This is a genomic window from Hyphomicrobium sp. (genome assembly GCF_041674905.1).
Lineage (GTDB): Bacteria > Pseudomonadota > Alphaproteobacteria > Rhizobiales > Hyphomicrobiaceae > Hyphomicrobium_B.
The window spans coordinates 20259-43574 of record NZ_JBAYUV010000022.1 but is presented as its reverse complement, the minus strand read 5'-3'; the positions used below and the strand labels follow the sequence as shown (position 1 = coordinate 43574).

Annotated in this window: 22 protein-coding genes; 11 read left to right on the top strand and 11 right to left on the bottom strand. The window is 62.2% G+C overall.

Features of this window, described 5'->3' with window-relative positions:
• Positions 1 to 116: 116 nt before the first annotated feature.
• The 9 genes from glyA to WC026_RS10465 all read left to right on the top strand — a co-directional run bounded on the left by glyA (position 117) and on the right by WC026_RS10465 (position 8744).
• On the top strand, positions 117 to 1421 hold the full coding sequence (gene glyA / locus WC026_RS10505; RefSeq protein ID WP_372710882.1) for a serine hydroxymethyltransferase: 1305 nt from the start codon (positions 117 to 119) through the stop codon (positions 1419 to 1421).
• 269 nt (positions 1422 to 1690) lie between these two features.
• Positions 1691 to 2215: a transcriptional regulator NrdR gene (nrdR, locus tag WC026_RS10500; protein WP_372710881.1), complete on the top strand. Its 525-nt coding sequence runs from the start codon at positions 1691 to 1693 to the stop codon at positions 2213 to 2215.
• Between the two features lie 4 nt (positions 2216 to 2219).
• Positions 2220 to 3329, top strand: coding sequence for a bifunctional diaminohydroxyphosphoribosylaminopyrimidine deaminase/5-amino-6-(5-phosphoribosylamino)uracil reductase RibD (ribD, locus tag WC026_RS10495; RefSeq protein WP_372710880.1), 1110 nt, complete (start codon positions 2220 to 2222; stop codon positions 3327 to 3329).
• Positions 3330 to 3352: 23 nt separating this feature from the next.
• Positions 3353 to 3946, top strand: coding sequence for a riboflavin synthase (locus WC026_RS10490; RefSeq protein ID WP_372710879.1), 594 nt, complete (start codon positions 3353 to 3355; stop codon positions 3944 to 3946).
• Complete coding sequence (gene ribB / locus WC026_RS10485) at positions 3946 to 5097, top strand: 3,4-dihydroxy-2-butanone-4-phosphate synthase (protein ID WP_372710878.1); 1152 nt, start codon at positions 3946 to 3948, stop codon at positions 5095 to 5097. The genes WC026_RS10490 and ribB overlap by 1 nt, the downstream gene beginning before the upstream one ends.
• A 7-nt stretch (positions 5098 to 5104) precedes the next feature.
• Entirely contained in the window at positions 5105 to 5608 is a 504-nt protein-coding gene (gene ribH, locus WC026_RS10480; protein WP_372710877.1) for a 6,7-dimethyl-8-ribityllumazine synthase, read from the top strand.
• Positions 5605 to 6117 (top strand): transcription antitermination factor NusB, encoded by a 513-nt coding sequence (nusB, locus tag WC026_RS10475; RefSeq protein WP_372710876.1) that lies wholly within the window; start codon positions 5605 to 5607, stop codon positions 6115 to 6117. The genes ribH and nusB overlap by 4 nt, the downstream gene beginning before the upstream one ends.
• Positions 6118 to 6133: 16 nt before the next feature.
• Positions 6134 to 7159, top strand: coding sequence for a thiamine-phosphate kinase (gene thiL, locus WC026_RS10470; protein ID WP_372710874.1), 1026 nt, complete (start codon positions 6134 to 6136; stop codon positions 7157 to 7159).
• A gap of 226 nt (positions 7160 to 7385) precedes the next feature.
• The gene (locus WC026_RS10465) at positions 7386 to 8744 is read left to right on the top strand and encodes a murein L,D-transpeptidase (RefSeq protein WP_372710872.1); all 1359 of its coding nucleotides are present in this window, start codon (positions 7386 to 7388) and stop codon (positions 8742 to 8744) included.
• An 18-nt stretch (positions 8745 to 8762) separates the two neighbouring features.
• Here the strand turns inward: WC026_RS10465 and WC026_RS10460 are convergent, their stop codons facing one another.
• Positions 8763 to 9242 carry an Lrp/AsnC family transcriptional regulator gene (locus WC026_RS10460; protein WP_372710870.1) on the bottom strand — a complete coding sequence of 160 codons (480 nt, stop codon included), beginning with the start codon at positions 9240 to 9242 and terminating at the stop codon, positions 8763 to 8765.
• A gap of 141 nt (positions 9243 to 9383) precedes the next feature.
• On the opposite strand from WC026_RS10460, the gene ald reads away from it, so the two are divergent.
• Entirely contained in the window at positions 9384 to 10508 is a 1125-nt protein-coding gene (gene ald / locus WC026_RS10455) for an alanine dehydrogenase (protein ID WP_372710868.1), read from the top strand.
• Positions 10509 to 10653: 145 nt separating this feature from the next.
• Here ald and WC026_RS10450 read toward each other — a convergent pair whose 3' ends face one another.
• The 7 genes from WC026_RS10450 to WC026_RS10420 form a co-directional block, all read right to left on the bottom strand.
• Positions 10654 to 11976: an aspartate aminotransferase family protein gene (locus tag WC026_RS10450; protein ID WP_372710867.1), complete on the bottom strand. Its 1323-nt coding sequence runs from the start codon at positions 11974 to 11976 to the stop codon at positions 10654 to 10656.
• A gap of 127 nt (positions 11977 to 12103) precedes the next feature.
• A complete protein-coding gene (gene gabT / locus WC026_RS10445; protein ID WP_372710866.1) occupies positions 12104 to 13399 on the bottom strand; it encodes a 4-aminobutyrate--2-oxoglutarate transaminase in 1296 nt (431 codons plus the stop codon).
• Positions 13400 to 13434: 35 nt separating this feature from the next.
• Complete coding sequence (locus WC026_RS10440) at positions 13435 to 14889, bottom strand: NAD-dependent succinate-semialdehyde dehydrogenase (protein WP_372710864.1); 1455 nt, start codon at positions 14887 to 14889, stop codon at positions 13435 to 13437.
• An 18-nt stretch (positions 14890 to 14907) separates the two neighbouring features.
• Positions 14908 to 16395 (bottom strand): aldehyde dehydrogenase, encoded by a 1488-nt coding sequence (locus WC026_RS10435; RefSeq protein ID WP_372710863.1) that lies wholly within the window; start codon positions 16393 to 16395, stop codon positions 14908 to 14910.
• 11 nt (positions 16396 to 16406) lie between these two features.
• The gene (locus WC026_RS10430; protein WP_372710862.1) at positions 16407 to 17756 is read right to left on the bottom strand and encodes a glutamine synthetase family protein; all 1350 of its coding nucleotides are present in this window, start codon (positions 17754 to 17756) and stop codon (positions 16407 to 16409) included.
• Positions 17753 to 18505, bottom strand: coding sequence for a gamma-glutamyl-gamma-aminobutyrate hydrolase family protein (locus WC026_RS10425; RefSeq protein ID WP_372710861.1), 753 nt, complete (start codon positions 18503 to 18505; stop codon positions 17753 to 17755). Before WC026_RS10425 ends, WC026_RS10430 begins: the two co-directional genes overlap by 4 nt.
• Positions 18502 to 19887: an aspartate aminotransferase family protein gene (locus WC026_RS10420; RefSeq protein ID WP_372710859.1), complete on the bottom strand. Its 1386-nt coding sequence runs from the start codon at positions 19885 to 19887 to the stop codon at positions 18502 to 18504. Before WC026_RS10420 ends, WC026_RS10425 begins: the two co-directional genes overlap by 4 nt.
• A gap of 337 nt (positions 19888 to 20224) precedes the next feature.
• Between WC026_RS10420 and WC026_RS10415 the strand changes: the two genes are divergently transcribed.
• Positions 20225 to 20872 (top strand): TetR/AcrR family transcriptional regulator, encoded by a 648-nt coding sequence (locus WC026_RS10415; protein WP_372710858.1) that lies wholly within the window; start codon positions 20225 to 20227, stop codon positions 20870 to 20872.
• A gap of 111 nt (positions 20873 to 20983) precedes the next feature.
• Here WC026_RS10415 and WC026_RS10410 read toward each other — a convergent pair whose 3' ends face one another.
• The 3 genes from WC026_RS10410 to WC026_RS10400 all read right to left on the bottom strand — a co-directional run bounded on the left by WC026_RS10410 (position 20984) and on the right by WC026_RS10400 (position 23316).
• A complete protein-coding gene (locus tag WC026_RS10410; protein WP_372710857.1) occupies positions 20984 to 22228 on the bottom strand; it encodes a PQQ-dependent sugar dehydrogenase in 1245 nt (414 codons plus the stop codon).
• 328 nt (positions 22229 to 22556) lie between these two features.
• Positions 22557 to 22769 carry a hypothetical protein gene (locus WC026_RS10405; protein WP_372710856.1) on the bottom strand — a complete coding sequence of 71 codons (213 nt, stop codon included), beginning with the start codon at positions 22767 to 22769 and terminating at the stop codon, positions 22557 to 22559.
• A 202-nt stretch (positions 22770 to 22971) separates the two neighbouring features.
• On the bottom strand, positions 22972 to 23316 hold the full coding sequence (locus tag WC026_RS10400; protein WP_372710855.1) for a chaperone modulator CbpM: 345 nt from the start codon (positions 23314 to 23316) through the stop codon (positions 22972 to 22974).

The window sequence follows — 23316 nt, the reverse complement described above, 5'->3', positions numbered from 1 at the left end:
GGAGTTGAGTGAGGGCTTTCCGCCTCGTACTATGCTGCAAAGCAGGCGGGCGACCGAGACAACTGCCCGAGATGCCAGAATTCTAAAAAATCATCCCTTTTCTAGAGGAAACCCTGATGTCGACCGCACCGGCCGCTGGAACTTCGCAGACGTCGCGTTTTTTCAAGGCGCATGTTTCGGAAACGGACCCCGAAATCTTCAGCGCCATCCAGAAAGAGTTTGGTCGCCAGCAGCATGAGATCGAACTCATTGCTTCTGAGAACATCGTTTCGCAGGCTGTCCTCGACGCCGCCGGCTCGGTGCTGACGAACAAGTACGCGGAAGGCTATCCCGGCAAGCGCTATTATGGCGGCTGCCAGTTTGTCGACATCGCCGAAGAGATCGCCATCGATCGCGCCAAGAAGCTGTTCAATTGCGGCTTCGCGAACGTGCAGCCGAATTCCGGCAGTCAGGCGAACCAGGGCGTCTTCAACGCGCTCGCCAAGCCCGGCGACACCATCCTCGGCCTGTCGCTCTCAGCCGGTGGCCACTTGACCCACGGCGCGCCCGTCAATCAGTCGGGCAAGTGGTTCAAGGCCGTGCACTACATGGTGAAGCCCGATACGCACCTCATCGACATGGACGAGGTGAAGAAGCTGGCGCATGAGCACAAGCCGCGCATCATCATCGCCGGCGGTTCGGCCTATCCGCGCAAAATCGATTTCGCAGCCTTCCGCGCCATCGCGGACGAAGTCGGCGCGACGTTCCTTGTCGACATGGCGCACTTCGCCGGTCTCGTGGCGGCGGGTCTTGTTCCGAGCCCGTTCCCGCACGCTCACGTCGTCACCACGACGACGCACAAGACGCTGCGCGGTCCGCGCGGCGGCATGATCCTGACCAACGACGAAGACATCGCGAAGAAAATCAATTCGGCGATCTTCCCCGGCATTCAGGGTGGTCCGCTGATGCACGTCATTGCCGCCAAGGCCGTTGCTTTCGGCGAGGCGCTGCGTCCCGACTATAAGGTCTATATCAAGAGCGTGATGGACAACGCCCGGGCGCTGGGCGAGGTCTTGGTGCAGAACGGCTTCGCGCTCGTCTCGGGCGGCACCGATACGCACCTCATTCTCGTTGACTTGCGGCCGAAGAAAATCACCGGCAACAAGGCCGAGAAATCTTTGGGCCGCGCACACATCACCTGCAACAAGAACGGCATCCCGTTCGATCCCGAGAAGCCGATGGTGACGTCTGGTATCCGCCTCGGTTCGCCTGCCGGCACGACGCGCGGTTTCGGCGTCGCCGAGTTCCAGGAGATCGGCCGTTTGATTTCGGAAGTTCTCGAGGGCCTCGCGAAGAACGGCGAAGAGGGCAACGGCGCCGTCGAGGAAGCCGTTAAGGCGAAGGCGACTGCGCTCTGCAGTCGTTTTCCGATCTACGCCTGAGCGATCAAGCCGATTGCGGAATAGAATAAAGGCGCTCTCCGAGGGCGCCTTTTTTCATGAGGGATGAACGCTGAGGGTCGAGGATGGCCGTCGTCGCAACGCGTCGTCGTGGAACGATCCGGCGCGGGACTTCCTCTTTCGCTTGAAAACGTCCACAGAGACGTCGTGGGCCCGTAACTCTGGCGAGGCGGTAAGGGCTGAAAGCTGCTGACCGTCGTGATAGAGATGCGCCGCGGTTACCGCGGATACCAAATTTCAAGGAGCACGTGATGCGCTGTCCGTTTTGCGGAAGCGAGGATAGCCAGGTCAAGGACAGCCGTCCGTCGGATGAAAACGCCGCCATCAGGAGGCGTCGCGTCTGTTCCGATTGCGGCGCCCGCTTCACGACCTTCGAGCGCGTTCAGCTCCGCGAGTTGACGGTCGTCAAACGCTCCGGCCGCAAAGTGCTGTTCGATCGCGACAAACTTTCGAAATCGATTTCGGTCGCGTTGCGAAAGCGCCCGATCGAGCCGGAGCGGATCGACCGCCTCGTGTCCGGGCTTGTCCGGCAGCTGGAAAGCTCGGGAGAAACCGAGATCACGTCCGCCGAGATCGGCGAACTCGTCATGGCGGCCTTGCGTGAGCTCGATCCCGTTGCCTATGTCCGGTTCGCGTCGGTCTATCGCGATTTTCGCGACGCCGCCGATTTCCACGCGGTGCTGCGCGAGCTTGCCGCCGACACGCGCGATCCACTCGAAGGCAACGATCGCTTCGGCATCGGTCGTGACGACGTGGCAATTGAGAAAAAGCACTGAGACGATGGCGGAGCCGAGCAGCAGCAGCGCATTCGACGCCGAGATGATGGCCATCGCGCTGCGCATGGCCGAGCGCGGCCTTGGCGCGACGATGCCGAACCCGTCCGTCGGCGCGGTCATCGCGGACGAGGCGACGGGCGAAATTCTTGCGCGCGGCGTGACGGCGCCGGGCGGACGGCCGCACGCCGAGACGGTTGCCATCGCTGTTGCCGGCGAACGGGCGCGCGGCGCGACGATCTACGTGACGCTCGAGCCGTGCTCGCACTATGGCCGGACGGGGCCTTGCGCCGACGCGATCGTCGCAGCCGGACTGAAACGCGCTGTCGTCGCGATCGAAGATCCCGATCCGCGCGTCTCCGGACGCGGCCTCGACAAGCTGCGCGATGCGGGCCTTGAGGTTGTCAGGGGTGTCGGTGCCACCGAGGCCCGCCGGATCACGCGCGGGCATATCGTCCGCATCACCGAGCGCCGGCCCTTCACGACAGTCAAGCTCGCGCTCGATGCTACGGGAGAAATCGCGCGCGGCAACGGCGTTTCGCCGATCTGGGTCACGGCCGAAATGGCGCGTGCGCACGGCATGCTGCTCAGGGCGCATTTCGATGCCATCCTCGTCGGCAGCGCCACGGTGCGCGACGACGATCCGGAGTTGACCTGCCGGTTGCCCGGCCTCATCGATCGGTCGCCCGCACGTATCATTCTATCGCGTTCGCTCGACATTCCGGCCGGCGCGAAACTTGTCCGGAGCGCGAGCGTCGTTCCGACCTGGATGATGACGGCGCCGGAAAGCGATCCGCAAAAGCGCGCGCAGTTAACCTCGCATGGCGTCGAAATTCACGATATCCCGATTGTCGGGAAAGACCTGTGGTTGCCCGCAGTCATGGAAGCGCTCGTCGGGCGAGGTGTGACGCGCCTTCTTGTCGAGGGTGGCCCCCGGATATGGCGCGCGTTCGCGGACGCGTCGCTGGTCGACGAGGTCATTCTCTATATGGCCGGAACGCCCGGCGATGATGTGGCGATGGCGACCATTGCCCGGCAGCTCGGCCCTGTGGCGCTTTCGCTCGTCGACCGGCGGTCGATGGGCGGCGATACCATGTGGCGGCTTCACCGCGCGTGAGGCAAAGGAAGGACGCTTAGGCGATGTTTACCGGATTGATTACGGATGTCGGTGAGGTCATCGGCACGTCGGATGGCACGTTCACGCTGCGCACGGCTTATGCGCTCAGGCCGGACGATGCCGGTATCTCGATCTGCTGCAACGGCGTCTGCCTGACCGCGACCTCGATCAAGCCTCTTGCGACCGGCGCGGAGTTCTCGGTCGATGTTTCGAACGAGACGCTGGCAAAAACGACGCTGTCGGACTGGGCAACCGGCAGCTGCGTTAATCTGGAGCGCTCGCTGAAGGCAGGCGACGAGCTTGGCGGTCATATTGTCTCCGGCCACGTCGACGGGGTGGCCAAGATCGTCAGCATCACTCAGGATGGCGCCAGCAAACGCTTTCTTTTCGAAGCGCCGGAGCATTTGTCACGCTATATTGCGCCGAAGGGTTCGGTCGCCCTCGACGGCACGTCGCTGACCGTGAATGAGGTTTCGGAAAACCGCTTCGGCGTTAATCTCATTCCGCACAGCTTGACGGTCACGACATGGGGCGGCAAAACCCCCGGCGATCTGGTCAACCTCGAAGTCGATGTCTTCGCCCGCTACGTCGCGCGGCTCATGGAGTTTCGTATCTGATGTCGGGATCGACACATCTGCAGACGACGCCAACCGGCAGCGTGCTGTCGCCGATCGAAGAGATCGTCGAAGACATGCAGAATGGCCGCATGGTCATTCTGGTGGACGCGGAAGACCGCGAGAACGAGGGCGACCTCATCATTCCGGCGCAAATGGCGACGCCGGACGCCGTCAACTTCATGGCCAAGCATGGCCGCGGACTTGTCTGCCTGACGTTGACGCAGGCGCGGGCGCAGGAACTGCATCTGGATTTCATGGTGCGCTCGAACGGCTCGCGCAACCGGACCGCGTTCACGCAATCGATCGAAGCGCGCGAGGGCATTTCCACCGGCATTTCGGCGTTCGACCGTGCGCGCACCATCGCGACGGCAATCGACACGACCAAGGGCGCGGGTGATATCGTCTCTCCTGGCCATGTCTTTCCGCTGATCGCGCGTGAAGGCGGCGTTCTCGTTCGCGCCGGTCACACCGAAGCGTCGATCGATCTCGCGAAGCTCGCGGGACTTTATCCGGCAGCCGTCATCTGTGAAATCATGAACGACGACGGCACGATGGCGCGCATGGACGATCTGGCGCGCTTCGCCAAGGTGCACGGGCTGAAGATCGGCGCCATCGAAGACCTGATCGCCTACCGGCTGAAGAATGACCGCATCGTCAAGCGCGTTGCCAAGACCGAGATTGAAACGGCGGTCGCGGGCGCCTTCGATCTCTACGTCTATGAGACGACGTCGGAACCGGCCGAGCATCTGGCGCTGGTCAAGGGAAATATTGCGAAGGGCGGACCGGTTCTGGTTCGCGTCCACGCCGTCAACATGATGAGCGACGTGCTCGGCGTCGACGGGCGCAGCGAAGCCGGTTCTGTTATCGACCAAGCCATGCGTGCGGTCGAAGCGGAGGGGCGCGGCGTCATCGTTCTCATTCGCGATTTGCGGCCGAGATCCATGACGGAGTGGGTGTCGGCGCGGCAAGATCCAGGCACGGGCCGGGAATTGAACAAAGAGCGGCGGCAAGTCGAGATCGGCATCGGCTCGCAAATCCTGTCCGACCTTGGCGTCAAGGATATGGTGTTGATGTCGTCGTCGCCGCAGCACGTCTATGTCGGCCTCGAGGCCTTCGGCCTGCACGTCACCGGCACACGCAAAATCGAGTAGCACCGACATGGTTCAGAAATCGCCAAGCGCACAGACGGATGAAAAGAGTGCGCCTCATCTTCGCGCGCACATCCTCATCATTGAGGCGCCTTTTTACGATGATATTTCCAGCCTGCTCGCGGAAGGTGCGGTTGCGGAATGCGAACGGCGCGGCATGACGTATGAACGCATCGTCGTTCCGGGGGCTCTGGAGATTCCGCAGGTTCTCGCCGCCGCTGCTGCGGCGCGCGCCGCCGGACGCAAGACGTTCGATGGCGCCGTTGCACTCGGCTGCGTGATCCGGGGCGAGACCGGGCATTACGATATCGTGTGCAACAATGCCAATCACTGGATGATGGATATCGCCCTGCGCAACGAGGTTCCGGTAGGCAACGCCATTCTGACGGTCGATACGCGCGAGCAGGCCATTGCGCGCGCCGAAGGCGGCATTGCGGGCAAGGGCGGCGACGCGGTGCGCGCCTGCGCGCGGCTGATCGAGACGAAGCGCGCCTTCTGGGGAGCGCCCGCATGATGGCGGAGGATAAACCGAAGCCCAGCGAGATCACGGCGCGAACGGCAGCGCGCATCGCGGCCGTGCAGGCACTCTATCAGATGGACCTCGCGGGCACCGATCTCAACGACGTCATTGCCGAATTCCTGAATGAACGCCTGTCGGGCGACAACCGCGATGAAATGCTCGCAGGCGCCGATCGCGTGTTTTTCGCGGACATCCTGCGCGCCGTCGTGCGCCGGCAGCGCGAGATCGATCCGATGATCGATGAGCAGCTCGCGGTCGGGTGGCGGTTGGTGCGCGTTGATTCCATACTAAGGGCAATTCTGCGCGGTGGAGCGGCCGAGCTTATCGACCGTTACGATGTTCCGGCGCGCGTCGCTATCAGCGAATATGTCAACGTCGCCCGCGTTTTCTTTGACGAAGAAGAGCCGCGCGTCGTCAACGGCATCCTCGACAAGCTTGCGCGGCGCCTCAGAACCAGCGAATTCGAAAAAAAGCCGGTAACGCCTTCGCAAGGCGGCGCCTAGCCTCGAGGCAACTGAAATGCCCGGGAAGTCCTTCGAGCGAGACGGCGACGGCTCACGGGTCGGAAACGAGACCGAGCTGATCCAGACCTATCTTGCGCCGCTTGCGGAAGGCATGGCCGGAGCATTCGGATTGGCGGACGATGCGGCGGTTCTGCGGCCCGCGTCCGGATGCGATCTCGTTTTCAGCAGCGATCCGATCATCGCGGGCGTGCATTTTTTTGCTGACGACCGGCCCGCCGATATCGCGTGGAAGGCGCTCGCCTGCAACGCTTCGGACATGGCGGCGAAGGGTGCGGTACCGCTGGCTTATCTTTTGACGCTGGCGTTGCCGGAAGCGCCGGAACGCGCCTGGATCGCGGCGTTCGCGGATGGTTTGCGTGCGGCGCAATCGGCATTCGGCTGCAAGCTGATCGGCGGCGACACCGACCTGACGCCGGGGCCGCTGTCGATCGGGATCACGATCATAGGTTCAGTTCCGGCAGGCAAGTTTATTCCCCGGCACGGCGCCAAGGCTGGAGATCATGTCTTCGTCTCAGGCACGATCGGTGACGCCGCGCTCGGCTTGGCGCTTCGCCGTGAGCCGTCTCTGTTCAGCGAGCTGACGATTGCCGACCACGCGTTTCTGCTCGATCGATATTTGCGGCCGAGGCCGCGTCTCGCGCTTGCCGATGCCGTTCGCAGGCATACGCGGGCCGCGCTCGATATTTCCGATGGGCTGATGAAGGATTTGTCCCGGCTGGCGGGTTCTTCGCTCGGGATTGCGCTGAAGTTCGATGCGATTCCGCTGTCGTCACCTGTGCGCGCCGCGCTCGCTGCCGACCCAAAAGTCCGGGACAGCATTCTCAGCGGCGGCGATGACTATGAACTCCTCGTTGCCGTGCCTCCTGAGGCGGCCGAGCAGTTTCTCGCGAGTGCCGGAAAATTAGGCATTGATGTCCACGACATCGGCGTTCTTAATGCGAACGTCCCGACCGTGGCGCTCGATTCATCGGGCGAACCGATCACGCTACGTCGTCCAGGTTATGACCATTTCTCGCGATAGCTCCTCGCCTGGCGGCGGGATTGCAACACAGCTGTGCATTTCTTTGTAGAGCGGCAATGTGCAGGGCTTGGTAAAGCGTCACGCTTTGGCCATATGGCTCATGCCATTTTCACAAAGTGGCCTAAATGGCACGCGGCATCATCTGGCCGCCAAGTCGGGCAAAGGATTGCTGCCCGCACATCGTTGATCGACCATCGGCTAATTGCAGGAAGGCGGGGCAAGAGGAATGAAGGTTTTCCTTTCGACAGCGCGGTATCGGGAAACGTTCCTGAGAGGCGCCGTTACCAGTGCGATTCTTGCCTTCGTTCAGATATGCCCGCAGTTCGTGATGTCGAGCCAGGCGCAAATGACGCTCTGGGATCAAATCCAGGGATCGCTTTCCGGCGGCAGCACGGAGCCTGCTCCAGTGCGCAAGAAAGAGCCTCTTCAGGATCTGAGGCCGGATTCGACGCCCTGGCGCAGCGATGCGATGATCAATGCCATTTCGGGCGCGATCGAGCGTTATCAGAGCATCGTCGACAGCGGCGGCTGGCCGGTCGTTCCGCCCGGCCGCATGATGCGGTCCGGCGAGGATGATCCGCGCGTGCCCATTCTGCGGAAGCGTCTGCGCATCTCGGGCGATATGCCGGCCAAAGGCTCCTATTACGATTCAGAGACGTTCGATTCGGAGCTGGAAGAGGGCGTGAAGCGCTTTCAGCGCCGGCACGGCATCCGCATCACGGGCCGGATCGAGCAATCCGTCTATCCGGTGCTCAATACGACGGCGGCCGAGCGGCTGGCGCAGCTGAAGATCAACCTACAGCGTGTGCAGGCTCTGATGCACGGCATCGAGGATCGCTATGTCCTCGTCAACGTGCCCGCCTTCCAGCTCGAGGCTGTCGACAAGTACGAGGTGCAGTTGCGCCATCGCGTCATCGTCGGCCGTCCGCAGCGGCAGACGCCAGACGTGCGCGCGATGATCAAGGCGCTGAACTTTTTCCCCTACTGGCGTGTGCCGGATAGCGTCGCGACGCTCGATCTGGTTCCGCGCCTGAAGCAGGAGCCCGGCTATCTCGCGGACGAAGGCATCCGCGTCTACAATGGCGTCAACGGGCCTGAGCTCAATCCCGCTACGGTCGATTGGAGCGCGCCGCAGGTGGCGAGCTACAAGTTCAAGCAGGACCCCGGCGACAAGAACGCGCTGGGTCTTTTGCGCATCGACATGTCGAACGAGTTCGGCGTCTACATGCACGACACGCCGATGAAGAATCTGTTCGATCAGCAGAGCCGCCCTTTCAGCGCCGGTTGCGTCCGTGTGCAGAACGTTTTCGATCTCGGCGACTGGATCGCCCATAACGAGCCCGGCTGGGATCAGCCTGGCCGCGTGCGTGACACGCTGGCGGTCGGACAGCCGATGGAATTGAAGCTGTTACACCCGATCCCGGTCTACTTCGCCTATTTCACCGCGTGGGCGGAACCGTCGAATGGGCGCGTCGAATTCCGTCCCGATATCTATGGGCGCGACGGAGCTGCCTTGCAGACCGCCTATCAGCGTGACAACGACGATGCGCCTCCGGCAACGGCGGCGGCGGCACTGGCGCCCTGAGGATCAGCCGAACTGAGGTCAGCGCTCGAGGCTCGACAGCGGTAGGGGCCGGCTGACGACCTCGCGCAGGACGAAGCTTGACCGGAGCCGCGCGACACCTGGTAGCCGCGACAGCTGTTCCTTATGGATGCGCTCGAAATTGGCAAGATCGCGGGTGAGCACCGTGATGGTGTAGTCGTCCTCGCCGGACATCATATGGCAGGAGATGATCGACGGCGCGGCGGCGGCGGCCTTCTCGAAGGCTGCCAGCAGCTCTTCGTTCTGGCTTTTCAGGCTGATTTGCACGATCGCCATCATCGTCAGTCCAAGCGCCGACTTGCTGACCTGAGCCTGGTATCCGCTGATGACGCCGCGCTCCTCAAGCGTGCGGATGCGGCGCGCAATGGCTGTCGCGGATAGGGGTACGTGCTCGGCAAGCTCCACCTGCGACCGGCGCCCGTCCGCCAGAAGAGCCGTCAGAATTGCACGATCCAAGGCATCAAGGCTGTTAGGCGACATTTTTCTGCGCCATCTAAAGAATGAACGCATAATATCTGCGCAGAAATTCACGCCAGCAAGCGAAATTGCTGGGTAATCGCGCCTCGCCTGTGACATTCTACGCCGTAGAATAAAACTCGTCCGTGCTGACGGGAGCACACCATGCGGATCGGCATTCCGACTGAGATCAAAAGCGACGAATTCCGCGTCGGGCTCGTACCGGGGTCCGTGCGCGAGCTGGTCGCTCACGGGCACGAGGTCATCGTCCAGGCGGGAGCGGGGGCCGGAATTTTTGCCGATGATGCGACCTACGCCAAAGCCGGGGCGCGTGTCGCTGCGACCGCCGAAGACGTCTTTCGCGATGCCCAGATGATCGTGAAGGTGAAGGAGCCGCAGGCCGAAGAATGGAAGCGGCTCAGGCTGGATCAGATCCTCTTCACCTATCTGCATCTCGCGCCAGACCCGCAGCAGGCTATCGGACTGATGCAATCGGGCGTCGCCGCGATCGCCTATGAAACCGTGACCGATGCCAGAGGCGGGTTGCCCTTGCTCGCGCCGATGAGCGAGGTTGCAGGCCGCCTGTCGATCGAGGCCGCGGCTATCGCCTTGCGCCGGCCGGCGGGCGGACGCGGCGTGCTGCTCGGCGGAGTTCCCGGCGTTAAACCAGCCAAGGTGATCGTGCTCGGCGGTGGCGTCGTCGGCACGCATGCGGCGAGAATGGCGGCGGGCCTCGGCGCTACGGTGTCCGTCATCGACAAATCGCTGCCGCGTCTGCGCCAGCTCGACGAGTTGTTCGAAGGCCGCATCGTCACGCTCGATGCGACGATGGAGACGATCGAAAGTGAAGTTCTGAGCGCCGACGTCGTCATCGGCGCGGTGCTCGTCGCCGGAGCCAGCGCGCCGAAGCTCGTCAAGCGCGAGATGCCCAAAGACATGAAGAAGGGCGCGGTGCTGGTTGACGTCTCAATCGACCAGGGCGGTTGCTTCGAGACCTCGCACCCGACGACGCACGCGCATCCGACGTTCGAGGTCGACGGCGTCATCCATTATTGCGTGGCCAACATGCCTGGCGCGGTGCCGGTCACCTCGGCGCAGGCGTTGAACAACGCGACGCTGCCGTTCGTGGTTAAGCTCGCCGACAAGGGGCTCGCAGCCTTCGATCGCGATCCGCATCTTGCCGCTGGGCTCAACGTCAAGGAAGGACGGATTACGCATCCCGCGGTTGCCGCCTCACTCGGCTTCGATAGCCTTGACGGCTCGCGCTCCTTTCGCGTCGCTGCGGAATAAAGATTGAGACCCCCGTGCCGCCGGATCCCTCACCGGCGGCCATCCCGCCGGCCGCTCCTCCCCCCGGAGCGGCCGGCTCTTTTTTGGCCGCTGAAAGGTTTGGTGCGCGTTCGTTGGCGCTGCGCGGGCAAGCCCGAGTGTCGGCTCAGGTCGCTGCCTTCAGAACTTTCGTGAAGATGTCGAAAAGCTGATCGATCTCATCTTTCGAGATGATCAGCGGTGGCGACAAGGCGATGATGTCGCCGGTCTGCCGGACGAGAAGCCCTTGCTCGAAGGCCTGCACGAAGCGATCGAACGCTCGCTTGCCGGGCTGCGCGGGGTCGGGTTCGAACTCGACCGCGCCGATGAGACCGATGTTGCGGATGTCGATGACGTGCGGCAGGCCTTTCAACGCATGGAGCCGCTGCTCCCAATAGGGTGCAAGCTCGGCGGCGCGTGTCAGCAGGCCTTCCTCGACGAACGTATCGAGCGTGCCGATCGACGCCGCGCACGCCATCGGATGGCCCGAATACGTGTAGCCGTGGAAGAAATCTATCATCCACTCGGGGCCGTTCATGAACGCATCGTGGATGTGCGATTTGACGAACACGGCGCCCATCGGGATCGTGCCGTTGGTGATGGCCTTCGCGGCCGTGATGAGGTCCGGCGAAATATCGAAATAGTCCGAGGCGAACGGCGTGCCGAGCCTGCCGAACGCGGTGATGACCTCGTCGGCGATCAGCAGGATGTCGTGCTTCCGGCAAATCGCCTCGAGCCGTTTCAGATAGCCCTTGGGCGGGATCAGCACGCCCGTTGAGCAGGCGACCGGCTCGACGATGACGGCCGCAATGGTCGACGCATCGTGCAAGGTCACGAGGCGTTCGAGTTCATCAGCGAGTTCCGCGCCGTATTGCGGCTCGCCGCGCGTAAAGGCATTGCGCGACAGGTCGTGCGTGTGGCGCAGATGATCGACGCCGCCGACGAGCGTCCCGAACATCTTGCGGTTGCCGCCGATACCGCCGACGGACGTGCCGCCGAAGTTGACGCCGTGATAGCCGCGCTCGCGGCCGATCAGCCGAACTTTCGCGCCGTTGCCCTTGGCGCGGTGATAAGCGATCGCCATCTTGAGCGCCGTCTCGACCGACTCAGAACCCGAGTTGGTGAAGAAGACGTGCTCGAAACCTTTCGGCGCGATCGCGGTCAGACGGTTCGCGAGCTCGAATGCGCGCGTATGTCCCATCTGAAACGTGCCGGCGAAATCGAGCGTCTCAGCTTGCCGCTTAATAGCCTCGACGATTTTCGGCCGGCAGTGCCCGGCATTGACGCACCAAAGTCCCGATGTTCCATCGAGGACGCGGCGACCGTCGTCGGTGACGTAGTGAACGCCCTTGGCCTCGACGAACAGGCGCGGTGCTTTCTTGAATTGCCGATTGGCCGAAAACGGCATCCAGAACGCCGCGAGGTCGTTGGGCTTCGTCTGTATGTTCATGGAAGAAAAGTCCCTTGTTGGCACCTGGCGACTGTCCTTTGGAGAGCCGGACGCCAAGTGCGAAAGATTTGTTGCGCCTGACGACTCTCGTTCCGGGAGCCGGCCGCCAGGCGAGGACGTGTTGCAATCAAGCGACTTTGGCGACAGCGTCCGTCAGCGCGGCTTCGAAAACGTCCATGCCCTCGCGGACAAGATCATCGGTCGCCGTCAGGGGGACGAGAAAGCGGATGACGTTGCCGTACGTGCCGCACGACAGCAGGATCAGCCCGCGCTCGCTGGCGGCCTTGAGCAAAGCGCTCGTCAGTTCCGGCGCCGGTTCTCCGCTCGCCTTGTCCTTGACGAGTTCCACCGCGCACATGGCGCCGAGGCCGCGCACGTCGCCGATGCAATTGAGGTTCGAATTATTCTGAAGCGATGCGCAGCGATCCATGATGATCTTGCCGATCGCGTTGGCGCGGTCGCAGAGCTTTTCGTTTTCGATCACATCGAGCACGGCGTGAGCCGCCGCGCACGCAATCGGATTGCCTGCGTATGTGCCGCCCAATCCACCGGGGCTGGAGGCATCCATCACGTCGGCGCGACCAACGATGGCCGAGAGCGGAAGGCCGCCCGCGAGCCCCTTCGCCATGGTCACGACATCGGCTTTGACGCCGAAGTGCTCCATCGCGAACAGCTTGCCGGTTCTCGCGAAGCCGGTCTGGATTTCATCGGCGATCAGGAGGATGCCGTGGTCGTCGCAGAGCTTTCTGAGCGCGACCATGAAATCCTTCGGCACGATGTTGAAGCCGCCTTCGCCCTGCACCGGCTCGATGATGATTGCGGCAATGCTCGACGGATCGGCCGTGTGCTTGAACAGAGACTTCAGGCTCTGCAGGCTCTGCTCGGTGCTGACGCCGTGATAGAGGTTCGGGAACTCCACGTTATAAATGTCAGAAGGGAACGGTCCGAAGCCCTTCTTGTAGGGAACGACCTTGCCGGTCAGCGCCATGCCCATGAGGGTGCGGCCATGGAAGCCGCCAGCAAACGAGATGATGCCCGGTCGGCCTGTGAATGCGCGCGCCACCTTGACGGCGTTTTCGACAGCTTCGGCGCCGGTCGAGGCGAGCATTGTTTTCGCGGCGCCCGGAACCGGCGCGATGGCGTTCAGCCGCTCGGCGAGGGTGATGTAATTTTCATATGGCGTCACCTGGAAGCAGACGTGGCTGAAGGCTTTCAGCTGCTCTTCTATGGCTGCGATCAGGCGCGGGTGCTGATGCCCGGTGTTGACCACCGCGATGCCCGCGCCGAAGTCAATGTAGCGCTTGCCGTCCTCGCTCCAGATTTCGGCGTTCTTCGCGGTCTTGGCGAAAATCTGCGTGACGTTGCCGACGCCGCGCGGAACGGCTGCGACGCGGCGGGCCTGGAGTTCGGCTGAAGTAGCCATGTTCGTCCCTTCGATGAGGCTGCAGAAATTCGACGCTAGCCGGTGATGCCGCCGAGGCAGAGGAATTTCGTTTCGAGATATTCGTCCAATCCTTCCTGCGCGCCTTCGCGGCCAAGACCGGATTGCTTGACGCCGCCGAAGGGCGCGACCTCGTTGGAAAAGAGGCCTTCGTTGACGCCGACCATTCCGGATTCCAATGCCTCCGCGACGCGCCAGGCGCGCGCAATGTCCTGGCTGAACAGGTAAGCGGCGAGACCGTAAGGCGTGTCGTTGGCGATGCGGATCGCGTCGGCTTCGGTTCCGAAACGAATGATCGACGCCACCGGCCCGAATATCTCTTCGTTGGCGATCGCCATGCTCGGCTCGACGCCGGTGACGACGGTCGGGGAGAAAAAGAGTGGCCCGTTCGCGTTGGGTTTGCCGCCAAGCTCGATTTTCGCGCCGTGCGCGGTCGCGTCAGCGAGTAGCGATTTCACCTTTGCGATGGCGTCGGCGTTGATCAGTGGGCCGACGGTCGATTTTGGATCGCGGCCCGGCGCGACGTGAAGTTTCGCAATCTCGCCTTTGAGCGCCGCGACGAAGCGATCGTAGATGCCTGATTGCACGAGAATGCGATTGGCGCAGACACATGTTTGTCCGGCGTTGCGGAATTTCGATGCCATCGCGCCCGCGACGGCGCGATCGAGATCGGCATCGTCGAACACCAGGAGCGGGGCATTGCCGCCAAGCTCGAGGGTCAATTTCTTGATGGTGTCGGCGGATTGGCGATAGAGAATTCTGCCGACTTCGGTTGACCCGGTGAAGGTCAGCTTGCGGACGCGCGCATCCGCCGTCAGCGCCTTGCCGACGCCTGCGGCGTCTTGCGTCGTGATGACGTTCAGGACACCCGGCGGAACGCCCGCGTCGACTGCGAGCTTGGCGACGGCCAGCGCGCAGAGCGGGGTTTCTTCCGACGGCTTGACGATGATCGTGCAGCCGGCCGCTAGGGCGGATGCAACTTTTCGCGTGATCATCGCAATCGGAAAATTCCACGGTGTGATCGCGGCGCACACGCCGATCGGCTGCTTGATCGTGACGTAGCGCCGCGAGGCTGCGGTGGTCGGGATCGTATGGCCGTAGGCGCGCTTGCCTTCCTCGGCAAACCACTCGATGAACGACGCGCCGTAAGCGACTTCGCCGCGCGCTTCGCCAAGAGGTTTGCCCTGTTCGGCGGTCATCAGTTGCGCCAGCGCTTCGGTTTCGGCGAGGATCAGCTCATACCAGCGCCGCAGAATTACGCCGCGTTCTTTCGCGGGCTTTGCGGACCAAGCCGGAAACGCCTTGTACGCAGCGTCGATGGCGCGCTGGGCGTCAGCCGGCGTCATATCCGGAACGTCTGCGAGCTTGTCGCCGGTCGCCGGATCGAGAACAGGAAACGTCTTTTTCGACGTCGCCCATTCTCCGTCGATGAGCGCCGCGGTCGGAAAAGCCGCTGTCGTTTTAGCATTCATGCCAGTTACTCCGGATGCTCAGAGCGTGATCGAAACCGATTTGAGATCGGCATATTTGTGGAGCGCATGCAGCGAGCGATCGCGTCCGAAGCCCGACTGCTTGAAGCCGCCGAACGGCATCGTGAGATCGCAGCTGTCCCAGCCGTTGATCCAGACGAGGCCGGCGCGGATTTCGCGCGCGGCGCGATGGGCGAGCGAGATGTCTTTCGTCCACAATCCGGCGGCGAGGCCGTAGTTCGTGTCGTTGGCGATGCGGATCGCGTCGTCCGCTTCCTTGAAACGCGTGACGGCGAGGACAGGACCGAAGACTTCTTCGCGCGCCAGAGTATTCTCGGGCTTCACGCGATCGAAGACCGTCGGCTCGACGTAAAAGCCGCCGCTGTCGGTGCGCGCGCGGTTGCCGCCGAGGGCCAGCGCATCGCCCTCGCGCTTGGCCGTCTCAATGTAGCGCAGCGCCGTCTTCATCTGCTCTTCGCTCGCCATGGAACCGGTTGTTGTCGCGGGTTCGAGCGGATCACCGGCGACGATCTTGCGCGCAACCGCCAGCAGCCGGTCGACGAATTGATCCGCGATGTCCTGCTGCACGAGGAGCCGCGAACCGGCGGTGCAAACCTGTCCAGAATTATAGAAGATGCCCCATGCCGCCTGGGTCGCGGCTTTGTCGAGATCGGGACAATCGGCGAAGATGATATGCGGAGACTTGCCGCCGAGTTCGAGGCTGACGCGCTTCAAATTACTCTGGCCAGAATACTGCATGAGCAGCTTGCCGACGGCGCCGGACCCCGTGAACGCGATCATGTCAACGTCGCCATGAAGTGCGAGCGCCTTACCGGCTTCGGCGCCGAAACCCGGCAGGACATTCAGAACGCCGGGCGGCAGTCCCGCTTCGAGCGCCAGCTCGCCGATTTTCAACGCGGTCAGTGGGGACTGCTCCGCCGGTTTCAGGATGACGGAATTGCCCATCGCCAGTGCCGGCGCGATCTTCCACATCGCCATCAGAAGCGGGAAATTCCACGGCACGATGGCGGCGACGACGCCCAGCGGCTCATGGACGGCAAACGAGAACCGGTCGGGTGCTTCGGGGCCGACTTCTCCGTAAATTTTATCCAGCGCTTCGGCGTAATAGGCGACGGTACGGATCGAACCCGGAATGTCGACTTTGAGCGCATCCGTAATCGGCTTGCCGACGTCGAGACTTTCGAGCACCGCAAGCTGCTCGGCATCGCGCCGCATGAGGTCCGCGAGCTTGAACAGCACGCGCTTCTTGTCGCGATAGTGCAGCTTGCGCCACTGTCCGTCGTCGAAGGCGCGGCGTGCGCTTTTGACGGCGGCATCGACGTCGGCGGCATCGCACTGAGCAATGTGATTCAGCACGCGGCCGTTGCGTGGCGTCACGTTGGGGAAGGTTTTTCCGGATGCGCTCGCCCGGAGCTTGCCGTCGATGACCGCTTCACCCGGAAGCTTCAGCGAACCGGCAAGCGCTTCGAAGTGTGCGAGCGAGGTCATGACACGAACCCTTATGCTATTTGAGCGTACCAGGCATGGTCGAGCGAGGTCACTACGCGCTCGAATTCGGTGCGTTCGGTTTGCTTCAATGAATAGTAGACCTTTTGGAATTCGGCGCCGAACGCATCGCGGACAACATCGGACGCGCGAAACCGTTCGAGCGCGTTGAACCAGATCGTCGGCAGCTCGGGCGCGGGGGTGCCGTTGACGTCGCCGTTCGCCATCGGTCCCGGCTCGACCTTATTGGCGATGCCGTGGCGCATTCCGGCGAGGATCGCGGCAAGGACGAGGTATGGATTGGCGTCAGCGCCTGCGACGCGATGCTCGACGCGCGTTCCGGGGCCCGTTGCGCGCGGAATGCGCAGCGCGACGTTGCGATTGTTCAATCCCCAGTGCGCCGTCAGCGACACGTAATTTTTCGGCACGTAACGACGATAGGCATTCGCCGACTGCGCCCAGATGGCCATGAAATCGGACATCGTCGATTGCAGGCCGCCGATGGCATTGCGGAAGAGGGGAGAGATCGGATCGCCCGCGAAAACGTTTTGGCCGTTCTTGTCGATCAGGCTCGCGTGCAGGTGCATGCCCGAACCCGGCCAGTCGTGATGCGGCTTGGCCATGAACGTCGCTTCGAGGCCATGCGCTTTGGCAGCGGCCTTGATGGCGCGTTTCAGGAGCAGCGCATCGGTCGCGGCGGAGACGGCATCCGCCTTGTGCTTCAGATTGATTTCAAATTGTCCAGGTCCCGACTCCTGCATCACGGCGTCGATCGGCAGACCTTGAACGTCGGCGATTTTGTAGATCGTGTCGATGAACGGCGCGAGGGCGTCGATCTCGTCGAACTGGAACGTCATCGGACGTTCGGGATCGTCTGAAATGCCGTCCGGCGTTTCGAGCTTGAATGCGCCGTTCGCTTGCGGCTTCGTCACGTAGAATTCGAGTTCGACCGCGACGACCGGCGTCTGACCCTGGGCCGCAAACGCTGCGACCTGCTTTGCAAGAACGCCGCGCGGGCAGAGATCGTCCGGTTCCGTCACCGAAATAACAGCCTGCGCGTGGCGTCCGTCGCCGACGGGCACCGCGCGCAACGAGCCCGCAAGAATGCGGAACGGCACGTCGGGATCGCCTGTTTCCCAGAGCCGTCCGGTTTCCTCGATGCAATTGCCGCGCGGGTCCATCACGAACACCGTCGAGGGGATCATCAGTCCGTTCTTCGCGACGCCTGCGATGCCGTCGCGCCGGAAGCGCTTGCCGCGCGGAATGCCGTTGATGTCGAACAGGATGAGATCGATCCAGGTGACGCCTGGATTGGCTGCGAGGAAAGCTTCTGTTTCATCGACTGTGATGTAGGTATTGCTCATGCGGCGCGGCCCTTGGACGTGCGAACTCTGGCGGCGTCGCCGAAGCGGCGAAACAGGGCGATCGACGCGGGATTGTTTTTCGGCCGCCATTCCGGATGCCACTGAACGCCCAGGGAAAACGCATTGCCGGCGGGCGCGCGAATGGCTTCGACGAGGCCGTCTTCGGCGAAGGCCTCAGCAACCAGCGGGTTGGCGAGCTTGTTGATGCCCTGCCAATGCAGCGAGTTTACCGTCAGCAGGTCTTGTCCGAGCCAGGATTTGAGTTCGCCCGCGAGACGGACTTTGTGCTTCGGGCCAAACTTTATGTCGAAGTCTTCGTCCGTCGGCTCGCGGTGATCCTGGTGGCCGTCGACGATGTGCACGGCCTGATGCAGCGTGCCGCCGAGCGCGACGTTGAGCTCCTGAAAGCCACGGCAGATCGCAAACAGCGGCAACTTGCGTTCGACGGCCGAGCGGATCAGCGGCAGCGTGACAGCATCGCGATCGCGGTCGACGGTCGCGGGATCGAGCGGCTCTTCATCGCCATAATGCTTGGGCTCGACGTTCGACAGGCTGCCCGGAAGCAGAATGCCGTCGGCGATATCGAGCACCGCGCAGATGTCCGCCATGCTCTGACCAAGGGGAACGAGCAGCGGCTGGCAGTCGGCGACTTCGGCGACGGCCGCCGAATACTTTCGCCCGACGGCATCGAACGTCAGGCCGCCGATCGACTTGCTGCAGCTCGGTATGACAACGATCGGACGGGTCATGCCGTCAATTCTCCTTTGACATCCTGAAGGGTTTTGTTGAGTGCGCTTTCGATCACCGCGCTCGCTTCCTCGAACTGGGCGTCGGTCCAGATCAGCGGCGGCGCGCAGACCATCGTGTCGTAGACCGCGCGCATGATGAAGCCTTCGCGGAAGAAGTGATCGCGGCAGATGAGGCCGATGCGGCCGGGATCGGAAAAGCGCCGTCGCGTTTTCTTGTCGGCGACAAGCTCGATCGCGCCCATCATGCCGATGGAGCGGGCCTCGCCGACAAGGGGATGATCCTTGAAACGCGAGAGCATGCGTGCGAGCGCCGGGCCGGTGGTCTCGCGAACGCGCGGGACGAGGTGGTCGCGCTCCATGATTTCAAGATTTTTAAGAGCGACGGCGCACGCGACCGGATGACCCGAGAACGTGTAGCCGTGGTTGAAGTCGTCGTTCTCGGCCATCAGCGCCTCGACGATCGTGTCGCCGACGAGCACGCCGGAGAGCGGCACATATCCGGATGTCGCGGCTTTCGCGAATGTGATGAGATCGGGGCGGATGCCGTAATATTCGGACCCGAACCATGTGCCCAATCGGCCGAAGCCGGTGATGACTTCGTCCGCAAGCAGCAGAATTCCGTACTTATCGACGATGCGCTGCACTTCCGGCCAATAGCTATCTGGCGCGATCTTGACGCCGCCCGCGCCTTGCACGGGCTCGCCGGCGAAGGCTGCGACGTTCTCCGGGCCGCAGCGCAGGATTTCGTCTTCGAGAGCGCGCGCGGCGCGCAGGCCGAACTCTTCCGGGCTCTCGCCGGTGAAGGAGTCGCCATACCAGTACGGGTCCATCACGTGACGGAAGCCTTCGTAAACCGGATAGCTGTGCTGGTGCACGTGGCTCATGCCGCCCATCGAGCCCGCGGCGATCGTCGAGCCGTGATAGGCATTCTTGCGGCTGATGATGATGCGCCGTTTCGGTTCGCCTTTCAGCACCCAATAATGGCGGATGAGGCGGATCGCGGTATCGTTCGATTCCGATCCGGAGGAACCGAAGAAAACTTGATTGAGGTGAGTGGGTGCCAGTTCGGCGAGCTTGCGCGAAAGCTCGACGACGGGCGGATGCGTCGTCTTGAAGAACGTATTGTAGAACGGCAGTTCCATGATCTGGTCGTAGGCGGCTTGCGCGAGTTCCTTGTTGCCGTAGCCGATGTTCGTCGTCCAAAGGCCTGCCATCCCGTCGAGGATGCGGTTGCCCTCGCTATCGATGACATAAGCGCCTTCACCTTTCACAATGACGCGTGGGCCGGGAGCCGCGCGCAGCGTCTGGTGTGTCGTGAACGGATGCAGGTGGTGCTGTGAATCGAGCTGTTGGATCTGCGCGGTCTGAAGCCGGTTTGACACGGGTTTTTCTCCAGCAATTTGAGAGGCCAGGAGGCATAGCGGTCGGCTGGATGCGCTTATTCAGTGCGGTGTGTAACCGATGCGGGCGCAAAGCCTTAGAAGCTCGCGTTTGGCGTGAGGTCGAGGCGCAATCCATGCCGGTCGTACGCCCCTCGAAATGCGGTGCGAAAAACCGAACGGCAATCGGATCAGCGCCGATACCATCAATGCGAGTTCCAAGAAAAGTAGACCATCGGCGGTCTAGCCGGCCGCCGGGCAAACGGTAGAAGTAGTCTTTACACGCTCTGGGATAAGAAGGAATACTCTACACCGTAGAAGTGTCAAGGGGCCTATCGGCATGGCAGACTTGAGACCCAAGGTACGACGACGTTTTGATAAGCAGGCCATTCTCGAAGCGGCATTTGAACTGTTCGCTGAAGAAGGAGAATCCGGCTTTTCCATCCGCAAGCTCGCCGCTTCCGTCGGCATCGATCCGATGACGGTGCTGCATCACTTCCGCTCGAAGGACGAACTCTTGAGGGCGCTGGCCGACCATGCCGTGTGTGGGGTCGAGATTCCGCTCGCGACCGCAAGCTGGCAGAACGATCTCAAAGCCGTCGCCAATACGTTCCGGTCGCTGGCGCACCGGTATCCGCGCGTCTTCCATTTGCATTTTCGCTACCATGCGACCGGCCCCGCCGATCATGTCGCGAGCGAGATCGTCTACTGCGCGATGCGGCGCGCCGGTCTTTCCGATGACCGGGCGGCGGGCCTCGGCCTCGCATTCTATGCGTTCGTGCTCGGTTTCGCGCTGGCGGAAGCCGAGGGGTTGCTGCGTCCGATCAATGAAGCCGACGAGGCGGAACTCGATGCGCTCGATGCCGGAGCCTACAAGGCGACCCGCGCACTCATTCCGGCGCTCAAGGCGCTCGATCCGGACTTGGCTTTCAGCGCGTCGATGGACGCGTTCATCGCGGGCGTCGCCAGCTCCACGGGCCGGCGTTGAACGCTGGCGCATCCTACTGCTGAAGCAGCGTTGCGATAGAGCCGCCTGAGGGGCAGCGCGGCTCCAAAGTCGCGCTCCGCATTCCACATGTGCCGTTACGATGGGCGGTTGCTACTGAAGCGGTCTGGCCTTGGCGACGAGATCTTGTGTCGGTTCCAGCCGATAGAGCGAAGCCTCGGTACCGTCGGTCAGAAGGTAGATGAAGCCGTCTGGAGAAATCGCGACGTCGCGAATGCGGCCGATCTTGTCGTGAAAGTAGCGGCGCTCGCGGGTCACGACGCCGTTCGTCACTTCGAGGCGGATCAGGCATTGTCCGACCAGCGTGCCGACCAGGAAGTTGCCCTGCCAGTCGTCCGGCATGACGTTGCCGCTGTAGGCAACCAGGCTCGCGGTTGCGACCGAGGGCACCCAATGGTGCACGGAATCGACCATGCCCGGAGCCGACGTCAGGTTGGAAATGATGGTGTCGTCGTAGTTGACGCCATAGGTCACGATGGGCCATCCGTAGTTACTGCCCGACGTGATGAGGTTGAGTTCGTCACCGCCTTTCGGCCCTTGCTCGATGGACCAAAGCTGGCCGTCGCCGGCGTTGCCGATGATGCCCTGCGGGTTGCGGTGGCCGTAGCTGTGGATTTCGGGAAGGGCGTCGTCGCGGCCGACGAAGGGATTGTCTTCGGGAATGCTGCCATCGTCGCGGATGCGAATGATCTTGCCGCCGTCGTCGAGGAGATTCTGGGCGCGCTCCATCTGAAAGCGGTCGCCGATCGTCAGATAGAGCAGTCCATCCGGACCGAAGGCGAGGCGACCGCCGATCTGGTCGGTCGCCTTGATCGCGGGCCTGCTTTCGAAAATTACCTTTTTGTCCTCAAGCGCCTTGCCCTCGAGACGCGCCCGGACGATGCGAATGGTCGAGCCGTCGGGCCCGTTGTGCATCAACGAGAGAAAGATGCGGCGGGTGTTCGGAAAATCCGGGTCGATCAAGACGTCGAGAAGGCCCGAATGTCCGCCGACGGCAACTTCGGGGACGCCCGCGATCGGCTCATCCAGCAGGTGATCGCCTTCGACGAGACGAAGCCGTCCGGGACGTTCCGTCACCAGCGCCCGCCCATCAGGGAGAAACGCGATTGCCCAGGGCATATCCAGCTGTTTCAAAACCAGCGGCCGCAATTCGAATGGTAAGTCGCGCTCGTCGACGTATTCGGGCGGGGCAATCGCCGAAGATGACTGTGGTTCGCCGACGGAGACTTCGGCGCCGGCATCGCTGGGAAGGAGAAGGGAAAGACCTGAAATGAGGATACTGGCGAGGCCACTTTTAAGAGCAGAACGGACATTCGCGCCCGATGTGATCTGGTTCAAGTTTGCCTCCAGCCGCGGTCACCACAGCGATTGTTTCAGTTTGGTGACACTATTCGAAAACGTGGCGTCAGCAAGCCCGCGAAATGAATATTCAGACAACCGAACGGGTTATGGCGGCCGGCATATGCCGACCGTTCGCAATTGCACAGAAGCGTATGGCAAAAGTCACACTGCCCAGCGGTGAGGCAGCATGATGCTTATTCAATTTGCAAAAGCGTGCATTGAATGAGTGTCCGGACAGGAATGCCGGACGCCGGAGACTTTTACTTATCGCGCGGTGAATGCCGTCACGATGTTGCGTCGCGCCAAAGACTGAGGAGCGCGAGGCTCAGGCGCTCACTTTTTCGCAAACCGACTCGAGCTCGGTCTGTACCGCCGAAGCAACATCAGAAAATGCGTAGGGGAAGAGCGTTGAAATCGCGCCGCTTTGAAACATGGCGTCGACGCGGGCGGCCTCAGCCATCATCTCGGCGATGTCCTCAGGGGTATCAATCCAAAGATTGGGTTCGACGCTGGGCCGTACCATCAACTTGAGCGACATCACGCAAAACTTTCTCTGTCCGAATTCCTGCGGCCAACACGCGGCCAAGGCTGAACGTATGCGATCATCACCATCCATGACGTTAACGGGAAAATGCTGTCTTATCCTGTGCTTAATGAGGCATGAAAGAGATTGCTAAACTCGGATCTACCGCTTTGGACCGAGGGAACGATGGCCGCGACTGCACCGCTAAAAACGCCGCTCACGGGCGCGAATTCCGATCGGATTGCGCGGCTTCGCCGGTGAGATGCGCCAGCAGTTGCTCGCGAAGATCGTCGGGTCCGGCCTGTACGGCCGCCAGGATGTCGCCGAGCGTTCTCCGGAGCCCATGCAACTGATCGAGCAGATGCAACGCCACGGAGATGCCCTCGTCGTTGACCCCGATACCGCCCTTGAGGTCCGTTATGAGGAGAGCGCGCGCGATGTCGATATCGGTAAACTCCGCCCGACCTTCCTGATCCGCAGGAACGAGCCAGCCGGCTGTCACCCATTCCTTTACGACATTGTCTTCGAGACGGGCACGAATAAGAAACTCGCGATACTGCAT